Genomic DNA, 17,888 nt, shown 5'->3' on the forward strand with positions numbered 1-17,888 from the left:
GGGGGGGGGGGGGGGCGGCCCCCCCCCCCCGCGACGAGTGCGGTGCTCTGACGAGCGCCGACTCAGGAGACGCCGAGCTCCTTGGCCTTCGCCTTCAGGTCCTCGAGGCCACCGCACATGAAGAACGCCTGCTCGGGGAAGTGGTCGTAGTCACCGTCGATGATCGCGTTGAACGCGGCGATCGACTCGTCCAGCGGCACGTCCGAACCGTCCAGGCCGGTGAACTGCTTGGCGGCGTGGGTGTTCTGCGACAGGAACCGCTCGACACGACGGGCGCGATGGACGACCAGCTTGTCCTCTTCGCCCAGCTCGTCGATACCAAGGATCGCGATGATGTCCTGCAGGTCCTTGTACTTCTGCAGGATGCCCTTGACGCGGCTGGCCGCCTCGTAGTGCTCCTTGGTGATGTAGCGCGGGTCCAGGATGCGGGACGTCGAGTCCAGCGGGTCCACCGCCGGGTAGATGCCCTTCTCCGAGATCGGACGCGACAGCACGGTCGTCGCGTCGAGGTGCGCGAAGGTCGTGGCCGGGGCCGGGTCGGTCAGGTCGTCCGCGGGGACGTAGATCGCCTGCATCGAGGTGATCGAGTGACCACGGGTCGAGGTGATGCGCTCCTGGAGCACACCCATCTCGTCCGCCAGGGTCGGCTGGTAACCCACCGCGGAGGGCATCCGGCCGAGCAGCGTAGAGACCTCGGAACCGGCCTGGGTGAAGCGGAAGATGTTGTCGATGAAGAACAGCACGTCCTGCTTCTGCACATCGCGGAAGTATTCCGCCATGGTCAGACCGGCCAGGGCGACGCGCAGACGGGTGCCCGGGGGCTCGTCCATCTGGCCGAAGACCAGCGCGGTCTTGTCCAGAACGCCCGACTCTTCCATCTCGTCGATGAGGTCGTTGCCCTCACGGGTGCGCTCACCGACACCGGCGAACACGGAAACACCCTCGTGCAGCTTCGCCACACGCATGATCATTTCCTGGATGAGGACGGTCTTGCCGACACCGGCGCCACCGAACAGACCGATCTTTCCACCCTTGACGTACGGGGTGAGAAGGTCGACGACCTTCAGGCCGGTCTCGAACATCTCGGTCTTGGACTCGAGCTGGTCGAAGGCGGGAGCCTTGCGGTGGATGGCCCAGCGCTCGGACTCCTTGCCGTTCTCCTCCGGCAGGTTCAGCACCTCACCAAGGGTGTTGAACACCTTGCCCTTGGTGAAGTCACCGACGGGCACCGAGATGCCCTTGCCGGTGTCGGTCACCTGGGCCTGGCGGACCAGGCCGTCGGTGGGCTGCATCGAGATCGTGCGGACCACGCCGTCGCCCAGGTGCTGGGCGACCTCGAGGGTCAGCGTCTTCTGCTTGCCGTCCTCGGCCGGGTCAGCGACCTCGACGTGCAGCGCGTTGTAGATCTCCGGCATCGCGTCGACGGGGAACTCCACGTCGACGACCGGGCCGATGACCCGCGCGACGCGGCCAGTGGCCACGCCAGCGGCAGGGGCCGTCTCAGCTGTGGTGGTCATTACTTGTCACTCCCCGCGGTCGCGTCGGCCAGGGCACTCGCGCCGCCGACGATCTCGCTGATTTCCTGGGTGATTTCGGCCTGTCGGGCCGCGTTGGCAAGCCTGGAGAGGTTGTGGATCAGGTCTCCGGCGTTGTCGGTGGCCGACTTCATCGCGCGGCGGCGTGCGGCGTGCTCGGAAGCGGCCGCCTGCAGCAACGCGTTGTAGATCCGGCTCTCGACGTACCGCGGCAGCAGGGCGTCGAGGACGTCCTCGGCCGACGGCTCGAATTCGAACAGCGGTCGCACCTCAGCGCCCTTGGTGTGGACCTCCGCCGATTCCTCGGCGGTGCTCGGAGTGAGGCTGAGCGGCAGCATCCGCTTCTCGACCGGCGACTGCGTCATCATCGAGACGAACTCGGTGAAGACGATGTGGAGCTCGTCCACGCCACCGTCGGCCGTGTCCCGCATGATCGACTCGATCAGCGGGGCGGCCACCCGCTTGGCGTCCGCGTAGGTCGGGTTGTCGGTGAACCCGGTCCACGACTCCGACACCGCACGGTCCCGGAAGTTGTAGTACGCCAGACCCTTGCGACCGACGATGTACGTGTCGACGTGCTTACGCTCGTTCGTCAGCTGCGTGGTGAGGTGCTCGGCCGCCTTGATGGCGTTCGACGAGTACCCGCCGGCCAGACCGCGGTCGCTCGTGATGAGCAGGACCGCGGCCCGGGTCGGGTTCTCCACCTCAGTGGTCAGCGCGTGCTTGTTGTTCGCACCGGTGGCCACCGCGGTCACCGCGCGGGTCAGCTCGGTCGCGTACGGAGCCGAGGCCGCCACCTTGCGCTGCGCCTTGACGACGCGCGAGGCGGCGATCATCTCCATCGCCTTGGTGATCTTCTTCGTCGCGGTGACGGACCGGATGCGACGCTTGTAGACCCGGAGCTGGGCTCCCATGAGTCAGGTCCCTTCCGTCGTCACTTGGAGGCGTCGACGGCAGCCGGAGCGTCCTCGCCGAGCAGCTGGCCGTCCGAGGTCTCGAACTGCTTCTTGAAGTCCGCGATGGCGTCCGAGACGGCGGCCAGGGTGTCGTCCGACATCTTGGCGCCCTCCTTGATGGAGGTCATCAGGCCCTGCTCCTTGCGGTGCAGGTAGTCAAGGAGCTCGCTCTCGAAGCGGCGCACGTCGGCGACCGGTACGTCGTCCATACGGCCGGTGGTGCCGGCCCAGACGGAGACGACCTGGTCCTCGGTGGCCATCGGCTGGTACTGGTCCTGCTTCAGCAGTTCCACGATCCGCTGACCGCGCTCGAGCGAGGCCTTGGACGCGGCGTCCAGGTCGGAACCGAAGGCGGCGAACGCCTCCAGCTCGCGGTACTGGGCGAGGTCCACACGGAGCCGACCGGAAACCTGGCGCATCGCCTTGTGCTGCGCGGAACCACCGACACGGGAGACGGAGATACCGACGTTCAGCGCGGGGCGCTGACCGGCGTTGAACAGGTCCGACTCCAGGAAGCACTGGCCGTCGGTGATCGAGATGACGTTGGTCGGGATGAACGCCGACACGTCGTTGGCCTTGGTCTCGACGATCGGCAGACCCGTCATCGAGCCCTTGCCCATCTCGTCGGAGAGCTTGGCGCAGCGCTCCAGCAGACGCGAGTGCAGGTAGAAGACGTCACCCGGGTAGGCCTCACGGCCCGGCGGGCGGCGCAGCAGCAGGGACACGGCGCGGTAGGCGTCGGCCTGCTTCGAGAGGTCGTCGAAGATGATGAGGACGTGCTTGCCCTCGTACATCCAGTGCTGGCCGATGGCCGAACCGGTGTACGGCGCCAGGTACTTGAAGCCGGCCGGGTCGGACGCCGGGGCGGCGACGATGGTCGTGTACTCCAGCGCGCCGGCCTCCTCAAGGGCACCGCGCACGGAGGCGATGGTGGAGCCCTTCTGGCCGACGGCGACGTAGATGCAGCGCACCTGCTTGTTCACGTCGCCCGAGCGCCAGTTGTCACGCTGGTTGATGATCGTGTCGACGGCCAGGGCGGTCTTGCCGGTCTGGCGGTCGCCGATGATCAGCTGACGCTGACCACGGCCGATCGGGGTCATCGCGTCGACGGCCTTGTAGCCGGTCTCCATCGGCTCGTGCACCGACTTACGGACCATGACGCCCGGGGCCTGCAGCTCGAGGGCGCGGCGGCCGGACGTCTCGATCTCGCCGAGGCCGTCGATCGGGTTGCCGAGCGGGTCGACAACACGGCCGAGGTAGCCCTCGCCGACCGCTACCGACAGGACCTCGCCGGTACGGCTGACCGGCTGGCCCTCTTCGATGCCGCTGAACTCACCGAGGACGACCGCACCGATCTCGCGCTCCTCGAGGTTGAGGGCGAGGCCGAGGGTGCCGTCCTCGAACTTCAGCAGCTCGTTGGCCATGGCCGAGGGCAGGCCCTCGACCTTCGCGATGCCGTCGCCGGCCACGCTGACCGTACCGACCTCCTCGCGCGAGGCCGCGTCCGGCTTGTACGCCTGGACAAAGTTCTCCAGCGCGTCCCGGATCTCCTCCGGCCGGATCGTGAGCTCCGCCATCTGGGTTCCCTGCTCTCCTTGTTGGGCCCGAAGTTTCTTTGGGGGTCTGGGGCTGTGCACGCGAGCGGCTTCGCCGCGGGCCCCCAGAAAAACTGTGCATCTTCTGCACGGCCCAACTCGGGCCGTTAGCAATGCTTGTTGAGTTGGTGTGACGGCCGGGACGACGTGAAGTCGTCAGCCGGCCAGTCGGCGGTGCGCGTCTTCGACACGGTCCGCGATGGAGCCGTTGATGACCTCGTCACCGACCTGCACCCTGATCCCGCCGAGGACGGTGGGGTCCACGTCGAGGTTGAGGTGCATGTCCCGGCCGTACAGCTTGGCCAGCGCACCGGCCAGCCGCTGCTTCTGTCCGTCGGACAGCGGTACGGCCGAGGTGACCACCGCGACCGTCCGGTTCCGGCGGTCGGCGGCGAGCTTGGACAGGGACTCGAGTCCCGCTTCCAGGCTACGTCCCCTGGGCCGGGTCACAAGACGCTCGATCAGCCGCTCCGTGGTCGACTCCGCGCGGCCGCCGAGCAGGCTGCGCAGCAGCTCGCCCTTGGCCTGCGAAGCGCCACCGCGGATGGTGAGCGCGGCGCGCAGCTCGGTGTTGGACGCGACGATCCGGCCGAACCGGAACAACTCGTCCTCGACGTTGTCGAGCGTGCCCGCCTGCTGGGCCGCGGTGAGGTCGGCGGTGTCCGCCAGCTCCTCCAGCGCGTCCACCAGGTCACGGGACGACGTCCAGCGCGAGCGGACCAGACCGGCCACCAGGTCGACGGTCTCGCCGCCCACCTGGCCGCCGAGCAGCCGCCCGGCCAGCTCGGCCTTGGCCTCGCCGGACTGCGCCGGGTCGGTCAGGACCCGACGCAGCGAGACCTCGCGGTCGAACAGCGCGGTGACCGACGCCAGTTCGGCACCGAGCTTCGCCGCGTCGACCGAGGTGTTGTCGGTCAGCGCGTCCAGCCGCTCGCGTGCGGCGCCCAGCGCCACACGGCTCGCTCCGTGCGCACTCATCGTGCCGCCTCGGCCTTCTCCTCAAGCTCGTTGAGGAAACGGTCGATAGTGCGGCTCTGCCGGGCGTGGTCGTCCAGCGACTCACCGACGAGCTTGCCGGCCAGGTCGGTGGCGAGCTTGCCCACGTCCTGACGGAGCGCCGTCGAAGCCGCCTTCTTGTCGGCCTCGATCTGGGCGTGACCGGCAGCGATGATCTCCTCACGCTGCCGCTGGCCCTCGGCACGCATCTCAGCGATGAGCGTGGCGCCCTGCTCCTGCGCGTCCTGACGCAGCCGCGCCGCCTCGTGACGCGCCTCGGCCAGCTGAGCCTTGTACTGCTCAAGAACGCTCTGGGCCTCGGTCTGCGCGGCCTCGGCCTTCTCGATGCCGCCTTCGATCATCTCGCGACGCTCGTCCAGGGCCTTGTTGATGGCCGGGAGGAGCTTCTTGGAGAAGACGAAGAAGATGATGCCGAAGCAGATCAGGCCGATGAGAACCTCGGGCCAGACCGGAATCAGAGGGTCCTGAGCCTCCTCGGCTGCCAGGTACCAGTTCATCGTGGTGGACCTTTCATCGGGTGTGGCTACGGCCGTACGTCAGAGGATGAACGGAACGACGAAGCCGATCAGGGCCAGGGCCTCGACCACGGCGAAGCCAAGCAGCATGTTCTGACGGATCAGGCCGGCAGCCTCGGGCTGGCGGGCGATGGCCTGCACACCGTTACCGAAGATGATGCCGACGCCGACACCGGGGCCGATCGCGGCGAGGCCGTAGCCGATGGTGCCGACGTTGCCTTCGATGGCCGCGAGGGTGTCCAGAGCAGACATGTCCGTGTTTCCTTCTCTTGGTGGGCCGGTGGAGAGTGCGTCCACCGGACGTCAGTGGGGGCGGAGCCTGGGGTGGCTTCGGTGTCTCAGTGCGCCTCTTCGAGCGCCTGGGAGAGGTAGGTGGCGGTCAGCACGGTGAAGACGTACGCCTGCAGCGCCTGGATGAACATCTCGAAGACGGTCAGGACCAGGGTCAGGACGAACGACGCCGAGGCGTAGACGGTGCCGAGCACCGTGCCGAGCATGTACCACGTGGCGATGGTGAAGATCAGGATCAGGATGTGACCCGCGAACATGTTCGCGAAGAGTCGCACCGCCAGCGTGAAGGGCCGCACGAAGACGTTCGAGACGAACTCGATCGGCGTCAGGATGACGTAGATCGGCTTCGGCAGTCCGCTGGGAACACACAGGTTCCGGATACCGCCGACGAAGCCGTTGGTCTTGAACGTCACCGTCATGTAGGTGACCCACACGACCAACGCCAGACCCGCCGGGAAGGCGATGACCGAGCTCACCGGGAACTGCCCCAGCGGAATCAGCGCCCAGAGGTTCAGCATCCAGACGAAGAAGAACAGCGACACCAGGAAGGGGACGAACGGTTCGCCCTTCTTACCGATGACCTCCTTCGAGATACCGCGGTGCACGAAGTCGTACAGGGCCTCGGCGACCATCTGGAGCTTGCCGGGCACAACCTGCGGCTTGGCGAAGCCGGCCCAGAAGAAGCCCAGAATGGCGAACGTACCGACGAGCGCGAGCAGCATCGGCTTGTTGAATTCGACAGGGCCGATGGTGAAGAGCGGCTCGAAGAAGAACGACCAGACACTCGGGGCCGGGAATCCACAGTCCCCGAACAAGTGACAGTCGGTCTCGAAAGCGAGCAGCTGGGCGTCAGCAGTCACCAGGAGCTCCTTCTGCATGGCGCATGGATACGGCAACCTCGTTAAGTCTGAGCGGCGGGGCGGCCGCAGTTCGGCACCGGTCGGGTCTTACAAGGGGGTGGCGGCGGACAGGCGCAGAGCCTCGCGATGTGGCAGGCGTCAGCTCTGGTGCCCGCGCCCGCAGTGCCGCAGTCGGGATCGGACGATAGCAGCCCGTCGTACAAGGACTTATACCGGCCCTACTTCTCACGCGACTCTCCCGTCCCATGGGAGTCACCTTCGGCCTCGGCGTCAGGGTCTACGTAAAGGGTCTTGGACTTCATCTGCGCACGCGCCTGCGCCACGATCCACACGACAACGCCGAACACGAGAGTCAACGCGAAGGCCTTGTGGTGAAAGAGCGTGGTGTTCCTGACTGAGAGGATGAAGACCAGCAGGAGCACAAGCTGGCCGAAGTAGACCACCAGCGCCATGCCCTGGAGGAGCTGCGGCATGGCCTTGGCCACGTGTTGCAACGCGACCTGGCCGGCCCCCATGAAGAGAATGACCACCAGCGCGCCCAGAATCGCCCCGAGAGCACCCTTGCCGCCGACGACGACACCACTGACCACAGCGGCAAGAACGCCGACTGCGGCTGTGGGTACGACCATCGGGAACAGCGTGCGTAGGGCACTGGACTGCATGGCGGCAAGCTCCACTTACTGAAGGGGACGAGTTGTCGTCATGAACGAGCGTAAGCCCCGGGTCAGGTGGGGCTTCGCATGCCACCGGACCGTCGGACGACGGCCTAACGGCCCTACCCCGGGATCTCGTGAACGGTATCACAAACTATTTGATGAGGTCTTTACCTACTGAGTGTGCCAGCTGTCACACATGAGGAGCAACGCGCGCGTCTGTGCGCCGTGTTGGTCGAGTTGTCTGGTATAGGCGCATATTGGGCCGGCCTGAGGCGCTCGCCACCTGAACGAGTGGGCACCCTCAGCCCACCGCCCCCCTGCTGGCGACGCCAGACAAGGCGATCGGCGGCTGCCGAAGCAGCCGCCGATCCAGGTACTACATCCCGCTTTGGGTCAGGGTCAGGAGTACCTGACCTTGCCCTCAACGTCCGAGCCCCCGCCAGCCCAGGTGCGCCCCGACTGCACCCGGAAGCACGTCCCCTTCTTCACCGACTTGTCGAACGTGTAGTACTGGCCCTTCTTCTTCTTGAAGTCCTTCCAGTCTGTCAGCGACTTCCATTTCTTGCCGCATGTGATCAGGCGGACGCCAATCGCGCTGTTGTACTGCTTCTTGGTGATGGTGTATTCAACTTTCCCCGTCTTCCCCTTCTTGAACTTCTGGGGAGACTCCTTCTTTTCCAGCGGGCTGGTCGAGATGGTGAACTTCTTGGTCCTCTTGGCCTCGATGGGCTGCTGAGCAGACGACACCGAGGCCTGGGCGACTCCAGCCCCGAGCAGGCCACTCATCATCGCCGCCGATGCGACTATGCAGGCGAATTTACGCACTGTTTCCCCTTGATTCAATCTTGGATTACCGCGCCCCGGTCACGGACGCGGCACGCCAGACGCTATGCGAAACGCGACGGCCACTGCAATGAGTTTCAACGCGAATAACCGAGACCCCAGGGAGGGGAATGTCTTATTCCTATCTTTTCCCTACCTGTACGCCCTGGGCACAGGAAACACGGCACCAAAGATCGCTGATGGCAGGCGTGCTCACAGGGCCACCACCGAGCGTGCCGCCACAGAGATCACAAACCAGCCAATGTCGCTCTGGCCGCCGCGTCGTATGTCGTCTAGAGATCTTTAACGGCTGGGGTTACGACGGTTGGAGGTCCAGTCCGGTCTTGGCTATGAGGCCCTCGATGAGACTGGGTCGGTACTGCATCCGCTTCAGTCGCGTCTTCACCAACGCGGTGAGCTCGTCGAGACTGTGTTTGGTGAGGTTGGCCAGCGACCTCTTGAGGTGCGACCACACACCCTCGACCGGGTTGAGCTCGGGAGCGTACGGCGGCAGCTGGTAGACGGTCAGCCATAACCGGGCGGCGGTCAGCTCCTGCATGGTGCGGCTGACGTGCGTGTTCAAGTTGTCCCACACCAGGACGACGGGGCCGCCGAGCTGTTGGTGTGCGGCATCCAGCAGGCGGGCGTAGTCGGTCTCGGTGAAGCCCTTGCGTCGGCCCTTGGCGGGGCCGCGGTCCAGGTGGATGCGGTAGATCAACCGCGGCCTGCGGCCGGCCTTGGTGCAGATCAGCGCAGCCATCGAGACGCGTTTGGTGCCTGCGGCGGTGACTCGCACGAGCGGTGTGTGGCCACGGCGGCCCCAGGTGCGGCCCTTGGGCGGCCTCAGGCCCTGGCCTGCCTCGTCCTCGAAGCAGACCCAGGCGCCCAGGTCCGCCGCCCTCTTTTTATGACGGGCCACTGCTCGTCCCTCCACGCGGCGATCTTCGACTCATCCCGCTCTGTGGCTTTGCGGGCCGGGACCTGCACACTCCAGCCGATGCGATGCAGCAGCAGGTCGAGCCCGGCCAGGGTGTAGTCGACGCCGAACCGGCGGCGCACGACCTCGGCGATCCTCGCCAGCGTCCAGCACTGGTCGGTCCAACCGCACGCGGCCGGACCGGCTTCCAACACCGCTTCCAAAGCACGCAGTTGACTGGCACTGAGCTTGCAGCGTGCACCGCCAGGGCCCTTGGATATCAGGGCCTGCCGACCACCCGAAGCCAGCGCCCGGCGCCAGCGGTTCGCCGACATCCGAGTCACCCTGAACCGCCGGGCCACCTCCCGGTCACTGGCCCCCGCCTCGATCAAGTCAGCGGCCGCGAGCCGGACTTGCTCACGCCGATCCCGCTCCTGGGCTGTCAGCCCACCGCCATCGGGATACCTCATCCCTCCGGCATAGCGCAGCCGCCACCAACCGTCACGACCCGACGTAACCCACACCGTTAAAGATCTCTAGCGGCTGCTGTCGACCTTCTGACGCGAGAGGAAACGCTGACGTCCGCCTACCGCCGTGGCGCCGTTGAGGCCTGCTGTCCGGGCAGCCTGCGCGTCCTCGACGGAAGCCGCCACACTCCGGCGGCGGTAACGCGGCGGTACGAAGGACTGGGCCCAGAGCGGGGCCCGAGGGGTGAAGCGGGGCAGCAGCAGGAGGACCAGGCCCACCGCGCTGAGGGCGACCAGGACCAGGACGATCCACATCGAGGCCGAGTTCACCGAGTAGGCGAGGGTGCCGAACGCGATCAGGCCCGACCAGAAGTACATGATCAGCACCGCGCGGCTGTGCGAATGACCGATCTCCAGCAGGCGGTGGTGCAGGTGGCCCCGGTCCGCCGCGAAGGGGGACTGGCCGCGCCACGTACGGCGGACGATCGCCAGGACCAGGTCCGCGGCCGGCACCGCGATGATGGTCAGCGGCAGCAGCAGCGGGATGTAGACCGGCACCGTCTGGTGCACCGCCGCCTTCTCGGAGCCCGCGAAGAGGTTCATCGCGTCCGGGTCCACCTGACCCGTGATGGAGATCGCGGCCGCCGCGAGCACCAGGCCGATCAGCATCGAACCCGAGTCGCCCATGAAGATCCGGGCCGGATGCATGTTGTGCGGCAGGAAGCCGAGGCACATGCCCATCAGGATCGCCGCGAAGAGCGTCGCGGGCGCGGCGTCCTCAAGCCCGTAGCCGTACCAGATCCGGTACGCGTACATGAAGAACGCCGTGGCGGCGATGCACACCATCCCGGCCGCGAGCCCGTCCAGGCCGTCCACGAAGTTGACCGCGTTGATGGTGATCAGGACCAGTGCGACGGTCAGCAGGGTGCCCTGCCCCGCGGTCAGCGAGACCGAGCCGAAGCCCGGCACCGGCAGCCACAGGATCGTCAGACCCTGCATCACCATGACGCCCGCGGCGACCATCTGGCCGCCCAGCTTGATCAGCGCGTCCAGCTCGAACTTGTCGTCCAGGACCCCGATGATCCAGATCAGGGCCGCGCCCGAGAGCAGCGCCCGCGGTTCGTTGGACTGTTCGAACACCGGCTCCAGGTTGGCCAGATGGGCGGCGACGAGCAGACCCGCGCAGAGCCCGAAGAACATGGCGATGCCACCGAGCCGCGGCGTGGGCTCACGGTGCACGTCCCGCGCGCGGATCTCCGGCATCGCCCCGGCGACGATGGCGAACTTCCGCACCGGCCCGGTCAGGAGATAGGTGACCGCTGCCGTGACGCAGAGCGTCAGCAGATATTCACGCACGGGCTTCCCCACTGGTATCGCTGGCCATCTGAGCCCCACACACTAGCTCTGTGTGCATACGGTTGGTGACTTCCGGGTTGGCAGCTGTTGATCGTTGTGGATCGTCCGGGCCCCTCGTCTGGGTGAATAGATCTCGGCGAGTGCTGATTGTAGGTGGCGGTCGATACGTTGATCGTGGCGAGGCGACCGGGGCGGGATGGAGGTGACGAGGGTGTCCAAGCGGCGGAAGAAGCGTGAGCTGCGCCCGATCACGGCCCCCTTCACGGTGGCCGCGCCCGCGGGTGCCCGGGTACGTGACCGGCTCCGCCCGTCCGAGGCGGACGCCATGGTACTCACCCTGGCGGGAAAGCACCTGGGGCGCCATCAGCGGGCCGATCTGGCCGAGCGGGTCGCCCTGGGCAGCGTGCCCCGTAAAGACACCCAGCGCGCCAGTCGGAAGAAGGCGCTGACGGCGGTGTCGTCCTCGCGGTGGGCCGGAGCGATGACCCGCGCGAGCGAGGAGCAGTACCAGCTCTCGGTGCGCTGCCTGTACGACGAGCGCGCCAGCCTGCGCCGCGCCATCGCCACGATCGGCACTCGGCTCGCAGTGCCGTGCGGCCAGCGCCGGGGCCGGGTGCGTGGCTATGCCGACCAAGTCGAACGCTTCGGCAAGCAGCGCCGGGCGCAGGCCCTCAGCGCCCGGCTTGCCGTGCTCGAGGCTCGGATCGAGGCGGGGCGTCCGGCGATCGTGATGGGCGGAAGGCGCCTGGCGCAAGTACGGCACCACCTCGCAGAGGCCCAGCTCACCACGCGCGAGTGGCGGCAGCGCTGGGACGCGGCCCGCCTGTTCCTCACCGCCGACGGGGAGTCCGGTGCCCCGCACGGCAACTACACCATCACCGTCGACCCGCACGACGGCGCGGTGACGATCGTGCTGCCCGAGCCCCTGCGGCACCTGGCCAACGCCCCGCGCGGCCGCTACCGGCTGGAATGCACTGTCACGTTCTCGCACCGCCGGGAGGAATGGCTGGACCGGGTGCGGGCGAACCGGGCGGTCCGCTACGACATCAGGTACGACGTGGCCCGGGGCCGCTGGTACCTGGATGCGTCCTGGTCGGCCGAAACCGCCGCCCTGCCCACTCCGCAGGAGATCCACGCGGCGGGCGGGCGGCTGCTGGCGGTGGACCTCAACGCCGACCACCTCGCCGCGATTGTGCTCGACGCACACGGCAACCCGGCGGGTGATCCGATCACCGTGCCGTTGGAGCTGACCGGCCCCGCCAGTCAGCGCGACGGGAGGCTGCGCGCCGCGATCACCGAACTCCTCGCCATTGCCCAGGAACGCAACTGCGCGGGCATCTGCGTGGAGAACCTCGGCTTCACCGACGCTCGGCAGACCGGCCGCGAGACCATGGGCCGGGGCAAGCGCGGCAAGGCCTTCCGCCGCACCGTGGCTGGTATCCCCACCACCCGCTTCCGGGAACGCCTGCGCGGTATGGCCTACCACCAGGGCCTGCTGGTCGTGGCGGTCGATCCGGCCTACACCTCGATCTGGGGCAGTCAGCACTGGCAAGCCTCGCTCCAGCAGCAGACCACGACCCCCGTCACCCGGCACCATAGTGCCGCCGTGGCGATCGGCAGACGCGGCCAGGGATATCGAATCCGGCGTCGGCCAGGTGTGACCACTCGCCACCGGAGGATGGTGCAGCGGAGAGCTACCGGCCAGACCGCATTCGCCCCCAGGCCACACGGGACCACGAGCCCACCCCAGGACAGCGGGCACGCCCCACCAGGGCGGCAAGACCAGGCTGCGCCAGGGTGACCACCTCATGCTGTTCCCCGATCTCGAAGACCGTTCGCGAGGTCACCGGATCTCCGATCCGGGTCATGGCAGGTTGGCCGACACCGGCCAACACCGCCAGGAGCGGTAGCGACGATGGTTGCACTCGGTCGCGCCGATGCAGCTCCGCCTACCCTCTACGAGGCGGAATACAGCGGCGGATACGGCGGGAATCGCCGGGCGAGCGCACGCACCTCGTCCCGCATCTTCCGCACCCCATCGCCCTGATCGCCGTCGGCTCGGAGCGCGGCCGACACCAGTACGGCGATCCGTGCCATCTCCGCCTCGCGCATGCCCTGGGTCGTCACTGCCGCGGTGCCCAGCCGCAGCCCGCGTGCGTCGCCGTGCGGCAGCGCGCACACGTCGACGACCAGGCCCGCCCCGCCGAGCAGTCCTCTCGCACTACGGGCGTCGCTGGCGAGCGCGGCCGGATCGGCGACGATCATGTGGGTGTCCGTACCGCCGGTGGTGATCGTGAGACCCTCGGCGGCCAGCCCGTCGGCCAGCACCCGGGCGTTGGCGACCACCTGATGGGCGTACGTCGTGTACGCGGGCGTGGCCGCCTCGCCGAAGGCGACGGCCTTGGCGGCGATCGTGTGCATCTGGGCGCCGCCCTGCGTGAAGGGGAAGACCGCCCGGTCGATGCGTTCCGCGAGCCCGGCCCGGCACAGCAGCAGCCCGCCCCGGGGACCGCGCAGCACCTTGTGGGTGGTGGCGCACACCACGTCCGCGTACGGGACGGGGCTGGGCGCCGCTCCCCCGGCGACCAGCCCTATGGGGTGTGCGGCGTCCGCGATCAGATAGGCGCCGATCTCGTCGGCGAGCTCGCGGAAGGCCGCGTAGTCGATGTGCCGGGGGTAGGAGATCGAGCCGCAGACCAGGGCCTTGGGGCGGTGGGTGCGGGCCAGGGCGCGCAGTTGCTCGTAGTCGATCAGACCGGTCTCGGCGTCGACTCCGTAGCCGATGAACGTGAACCAGCGGCCGGAGAAGTTGGCGGGTGAGCCGTGGGTGAGGTGGCCGCCGTGCGGCAGGCCCATCGCGAGCACGGTGTCGCCGGGGCGCAGCAGCGCGGCGTACGCGGCGAGGACCGCGGACGAGCCGGAGTGCGGCTGGACGTTGGCGTGTTCGGCGCCGAAGAGGGCCTTGGCGCGCTCGATCGCGAGGCGTTCGGCGACGTCGACCACTTCGCAGCCGCCGTGGTGGCGGGCGCCGGGGTAGCCCTCGGCGTACTTGTTGGCGAGCGGGGAGCCGAGGGCGGCCAGGACGGCCGGTGAGGTGAAGTTCTCGGCGGCGATCAGCTGCAGGCCCAAGGACTGGCGTTCGAGCTCGGCGCTCAGGACGTCGGCGAGCTCGGGGTCCTGGCGGCGCAGCGCGTCGAAGTCCGCGGGCGCTGCGCGGGTGGCGGGTTCCATGCTGACCGACATGTTCGGCTCCGGGCCTCGCGGAGGGGTGGCCCTTCCAATGTAGGCCGGAGCCCTCGTCTGCGCCCGCAGGCCGGTGGCCGGGCTGATCTCAGCCCGGCAGGGGGGCACCTCCCGCCCGAGCGAAGCCGAGAGTGGGGGAGTTTGAGGCCAGTCTCTGAGCCCGGCCGGCGACTGAGGCCTTTCGGGAAGGGGCGAGGTGGGGGCCAATCTCTGACCGGCACCCCCACTACGCCCGCGCCGGCAGCCCCGTCAGCGCCGTGACGACGGGATCCAGCGCCAGCTGGATCTCGTCGCCGATGGAGCGGAAGAACGGCAGCGGTGCGCCATACGGGTCATGGACCTCGTCCGCCTCCGCCGTGGGAGCGAGTAGCCACCCCCGGAGGGCGGCCGCCGCCCGTACCAGGGCGCGCGCCCGCTCGACCACACTGTCGTCGAGCGGCTCCGGGAGCGTGGCCGGGTCTATGGCCCGTACGAGTCGGGTGAACTCCTTGAGCGTGAAGGTGCGCAGCCCAGCCGAGTGCCCCATCGAGATCACCTGTGCCCGGTGGTCACGCGTCGCGGTGAGCACCAGGTCGGCCCGGATGACGTGCTCGTCCAGGAGTTCGCGGCCCATGAAGCCGGAGGAGTCCGCGCCGAAGTCGGCGAGCACCGCCGCGGCGTTGGTCTCCATCGGCGCGCCCTCGTGCCCCCAGGTGCCCGCGCTCTCCACGACCAGGCCGCCGGTGCGGGGGTCGCCGAGGCGGTGCGCCAGGGCATGGCGGTGCAGCCGCTCGGTGATGGGCGAGCGGCAGACGTTGCCGGTGCTGACGTGGAGGATGCGGAAATGGTCCGAATGCCCGGTGAAGCCCGCTATGCCACGCCCCTCGGGGGCCGTCAACTGGCCACCTCGAGGTCGGGTACGACCTTGCGGAGCTCCTCCGCATCCAGCGCACCGGCGCGCAGCAGCACGGGGACCTTCCCGGTCACGTCCACGATCGAGGAGGGGACGATGCCGGGGGTCGGGCCGCCGTCCAGGTACACGGAGATCGAGTCGCCGAGCATCTCCTGCGCGGCGTCGCAGTCCTCGGGGGCCGGGTGCCCGCTGAGGTTGGCCGACGAGACGGCCATCGGGCCGACCTCGGTGAGCAGCTCGATGGCGACCGGGTGCAGCGGCATCCGTACCGCGACCGTGCCATGGGTGTCCCCCAGGTCCCACTGCAGGGACGGCTGGTGGCGGGCGACCAGGGTCAGCGCGCCGGGCCAGAAGGCGTCGACCAGCTCCCAGGCCTGCTCGGAGAAGTCGGTGACCAGGCCGTGCAGGGTGTTCGGGGAGCCGATCAGGACGGGCGTGGGCATGCCACGGCCGCGGCCCTTGGCGAGCAGCAGGTCGGTGACGGCCTCGGAGCTGAAGGCGTCGGCCCCGACCCCGTACACGGTGTCCGTGGGCAGCACGACCAGCTCGCCGCGGCGGACGGCGGACGCGGCCTCGCGCAGACCGGTCGCGCGGTCGGTCGCGTCGTTCGTGTCGTATCGCCGTGCCATCTAGCGAGCCTCCTCGTACGCGTGCATGGTCCTGGTGTTCCTCGTCATGACAGTCGTGACGGTCGTGAACGTCGTGAACGGCATGACCGTCGTTACGGCCTCGCCCCGCATCACGGCATCGCCTTGCGGGCGGTCGCGAAGCGCGGCCGGTTGTTCAGGTCGGGGTGGTCCGCGGCGTCCGCCCAGCCCCGCTGCTCGGTGAAGACCCACGGCACCTGGCCGCCCTGGGTGTCGGCGTGCTCGACGACGACCACACCGCCGGGGCGCAGCAGCCGGTGCGCGGTGCGCTCGATGCCGCGGATCAGGTCGAGGCCGTCCTCACCGGAGAACAGCGCGAGCTCGGGGTCGTAGTCACGGGCCTCCGGGGCGACATACTCCCACTCGGTGAGCGGAATGTACGGCGGGTTGGAGACGACCAGGTCGACCTGGCCGTTCAGCTCGGGCAGCGCGGTCCGCGCGTCACCCTGGCTGAGAACGACGCGGGACCCCTCGACGTTCTTGCGTGTCCACACCAGGGCGTCATCGGACAGCTCCACGGCGTACACCCGCGAGCGCGGCACCTCCTGCGCCATGGCCAGCGCGATCGCGCCCGACCCGGTGCACAGGTCGACGATCAGCGGCTCGACGACGTCCATCGCGCGCACCGCGTCTATGGCCCAGCCGACGACGGACTCGGTCTCCGGACGCGGGGTGAAGACACCGGGTCCGACCTGGAGCTCCAGATAGCGGAAGAAGGCCCGCCCGGTGATGTGCTGCAGCGGCTCCCGGGCCTCGCGGCGGGCGACGGCCTCCCAGTAGCGCGCGTCGAAGTCCACGTCCTTGACCGAGTGCAGCTCTCCGCGCTTGACGCCGTGCACGAAGGCGGCGAGCTCCTCCGCGTCATGGCGCGGCGACGGCACACCGGCGTCGGCCAGCCGCTGGGTGGCCTGGGCCACCTCGGCGAGCAGAAGGTTCACGCGCCTACCCCTTACTGGGCCGCGGCGAGCTTGGCCGCGGAGTCCGCGTCGACACAGGACTGGATCACCGCGTCCAGTTCCCCGTCGAGCACCTGGTCCAAGTTGTACGCCTTGAACCCGACGCGGTGGTCCGAGATGCGGTTTTCCGGGAAGTTGTACGTACGGATCTTCTCAGAGCGGTCAACCGTGCGGACCTGGCTGCGGCGGGCGTCGGAGGCCTTGCTCTCGGCCTCCTCCTGCGCCGCGGCGAGCAGCCGGGAACGCAGGATACGCAGGGCCTGCTCCTTGTTCTGGAGCTGGCTCTTCTCGTTCTGGCAGGAGGCGACGACGCCGGTCGGCAGGTGCGTGATGCGTACCGCCGAGTCGGTGGTGTTGACGGACTGCCCGCCGGGGCCCGACGAGCGGTAGACGTCGATACGGAGATCGTTCGCGTGGATCTCGACGTCGACCTCCTCGGCCTCCGGGGTGACCAGCACACCGGCCGCCGAGGTATGGATACGTCCCTGGGACTCGGTGGACGGCACCCGCTGGACGCGGTGCACCCCGCCCTCGTACTTCAGCCGCGCCCAGACGCCCTGCCCGGGCTCGGTGGCGCCCTGGCCGCCCTTGGTCTTCACGGCGACCTGGACGTCCTTGTAGCCGCCCAGCTCGGACTCGGTGGCGTCGATGATCTCGGTCTTCCAGCCGACGCGCTCCGCGTACCGCAGATACATCCGCAGCAGATCGCCGGCGAACAGGGCCGACTCGTCGCCGCCCGCGCCCGCCTTGATCTCCAGGAGCACGTCCTTGTCGTCGCTCGGGTCGCGCGGCACCAGGAGCAGCCGCAGCTTCTCGGTGAGCTCCTCGCGCTGGCGCTCCAGGTCCTTCACCTCGGCCGCGAACTCCGGGTCGTCGGCGGCCAGTTCCTTGGCCGTCTCGATGTCGTCACCGGTCTGCTTCCAGGAGGTGTAGGTCGCGACGATCGGCGTGAGCTCCGCGTAGCGCTTGTTCAGCCTGCGCGCGTTCGCCTGGTCCGCGTGGACCGAAGGGTCGGCGAGCTGCTTCTCGAGGTCGACGTGCTCGCCGACCAGTTCCTCGACCGCCTCGAACATCTCCGGGCTCCTGGATCCTCGTTACGACATGGGCTTGACCGACCAAAAAACGCCGGTCCTGGTCCCCCCTTGGCGGGAGCGACCGAGGACC

At 68.4% G+C, this 17,888-nt stretch carries 18 protein-coding genes; 1 reads left to right on the forward strand and 17 read right to left on the reverse strand.

Features of this window, described 5'->3' with window-relative positions; genetic code table 11:
• Positions 1-62 precede the first annotated feature (62 nt).
• From atpD to U9R90_RS10355, 12 genes are all read right to left on the reverse strand, one after another.
• Entirely contained in the window at positions 63-1,517 is a 1,455-nt protein-coding gene (gene atpD / locus U9R90_RS10300) for a F0F1 ATP synthase subunit beta (protein ID WP_411056100.1), read from the reverse strand.
• Positions 1,517-2,449 (reverse strand): F0F1 ATP synthase subunit gamma, encoded by a 933-nt coding sequence (locus U9R90_RS10305; RefSeq protein ID WP_411056101.1) that lies wholly within the window; start codon positions 2,447-2,449, stop codon positions 1,517-1,519. The genes atpD and U9R90_RS10305 overlap by 1 nt, the downstream gene beginning before the upstream one ends.
• Positions 2,450-2,469: 20 nt before the next feature.
• A complete protein-coding gene (atpA, locus tag U9R90_RS10310; protein WP_411056102.1) occupies positions 2,470-4,068 on the reverse strand; it encodes a F0F1 ATP synthase subunit alpha in 1,599 nt (532 codons plus the stop codon).
• A 174-nt stretch (positions 4,069-4,242) separates the two neighbouring features.
• The gene (locus U9R90_RS10315; protein WP_411056103.1) at positions 4,243-5,064 is read right to left on the reverse strand and encodes a F0F1 ATP synthase subunit delta; all 822 of its coding nucleotides are present in this window, start codon (positions 5,062-5,064) and stop codon (positions 4,243-4,245) included.
• Positions 5,061-5,600, reverse strand: coding sequence for a F0F1 ATP synthase subunit B (locus U9R90_RS10320; protein ID WP_411056104.1), 540 nt, complete (start codon positions 5,598-5,600; stop codon positions 5,061-5,063). The genes U9R90_RS10315 and U9R90_RS10320 overlap by 4 nt, the downstream gene beginning before the upstream one ends.
• 39 nt (positions 5,601-5,639) lie before the next feature.
• Positions 5,640-5,870, reverse strand: coding sequence for an ATP synthase F0 subunit C (gene atpE, locus U9R90_RS10325; RefSeq protein WP_411056105.1), 231 nt, complete (start codon positions 5,868-5,870; stop codon positions 5,640-5,642).
• Positions 5,871-5,956: 86 nt separating this feature from the next.
• A complete protein-coding gene (atpB, locus tag U9R90_RS10330; protein ID WP_411056106.1) occupies positions 5,957-6,787 on the reverse strand; it encodes a F0F1 ATP synthase subunit A in 831 nt (276 codons plus the stop codon).
• A 200-nt stretch (positions 6,788-6,987) separates the two neighbouring features.
• The gene (locus tag U9R90_RS10335; protein ID WP_411057700.1) at positions 6,988-7,431 is read right to left on the reverse strand and encodes a hypothetical protein; all 444 of its coding nucleotides are present in this window, start codon (positions 7,429-7,431) and stop codon (positions 6,988-6,990) included.
• Positions 7,432-7,824: 393 nt separating this feature from the next.
• Positions 7,825-8,250, reverse strand: a complete 426-nt coding sequence (locus U9R90_RS10340) for a hypothetical protein (RefSeq protein WP_411056107.1) — start codon at positions 8,248-8,250, stop codon at positions 7,825-7,827.
• A gap of 313 nt (positions 8,251-8,563) precedes the next feature.
• Positions 8,564-9,166, reverse strand: a complete 603-nt coding sequence (locus U9R90_RS10345) for a transposase (RefSeq protein WP_411056108.1) — start codon at positions 9,164-9,166, stop codon at positions 8,564-8,566.
• Positions 9,091-9,633, reverse strand: a complete 543-nt coding sequence (locus tag U9R90_RS10350) for a winged helix-turn-helix domain-containing protein (protein WP_411056109.1) — start codon at positions 9,631-9,633, stop codon at positions 9,091-9,093. The genes U9R90_RS10345 and U9R90_RS10350 overlap by 76 nt, the downstream gene beginning before the upstream one ends.
• Positions 9,634-9,699: 66 nt before the next feature.
• Entirely contained in the window at positions 9,700-10,986 is a 1,287-nt protein-coding gene (locus U9R90_RS10355; protein ID WP_411056111.1) for an MraY family glycosyltransferase, read from the reverse strand.
• 211 nt (positions 10,987-11,197) lie between these two features.
• Here U9R90_RS10355 and U9R90_RS10360 point away from each other — a divergent pair, with 211 nt between their 5' ends.
• On the forward strand, positions 11,198-12,787 hold the full coding sequence (locus U9R90_RS10360) for a hypothetical protein (protein WP_411056112.1): 1,590 nt from the start codon (positions 11,198-11,200) through the stop codon (positions 12,785-12,787).
• A gap of 155 nt (positions 12,788-12,942) precedes the next feature.
• Here the strand turns inward: U9R90_RS10360 and glyA are convergent, their stop codons facing one another.
• From glyA to prfA, 5 genes are all read right to left on the reverse strand, one after another.
• On the reverse strand, positions 12,943-14,229 hold the full coding sequence (glyA, locus tag U9R90_RS10365; RefSeq protein WP_411056113.1) for a serine hydroxymethyltransferase: 1,287 nt from the start codon (positions 14,227-14,229) through the stop codon (positions 12,943-12,945).
• Positions 14,230-14,455: 226 nt separating this feature from the next.
• Positions 14,456-15,106: a protein-tyrosine-phosphatase gene (locus U9R90_RS10370; RefSeq protein ID WP_411056114.1), complete on the reverse strand. Its 651-nt coding sequence runs from the start codon at positions 15,104-15,106 to the stop codon at positions 14,456-14,458.
• Entirely contained in the window at positions 15,103-15,750 is a 648-nt protein-coding gene (locus U9R90_RS10375; protein ID WP_411056115.1) for an L-threonylcarbamoyladenylate synthase, read from the reverse strand. Before U9R90_RS10375 ends, U9R90_RS10370 begins: the two co-directional genes overlap by 4 nt.
• 110 nt (positions 15,751-15,860) lie before the next feature.
• The gene (gene prmC / locus U9R90_RS10380) at positions 15,861-16,706 is read right to left on the reverse strand and encodes a peptide chain release factor N(5)-glutamine methyltransferase (protein ID WP_411056116.1); all 846 of its coding nucleotides are present in this window, start codon (positions 16,704-16,706) and stop codon (positions 15,861-15,863) included.
• 11 nt (positions 16,707-16,717) lie between these two features.
• Complete coding sequence (prfA, locus tag U9R90_RS10385) at positions 16,718-17,797, reverse strand: peptide chain release factor 1 (protein ID WP_411056117.1); 1,080 nt, start codon at positions 17,795-17,797, stop codon at positions 16,718-16,720.
• Positions 17,798-17,888: the final 91 nt, after the last annotated feature.

The organism is Streptomyces sp. E11-3 (assembly GCF_046540415.1).
GTDB lineage: Bacteria > Actinomycetota > Actinomycetes > Streptomycetales > Streptomycetaceae > Streptomyces.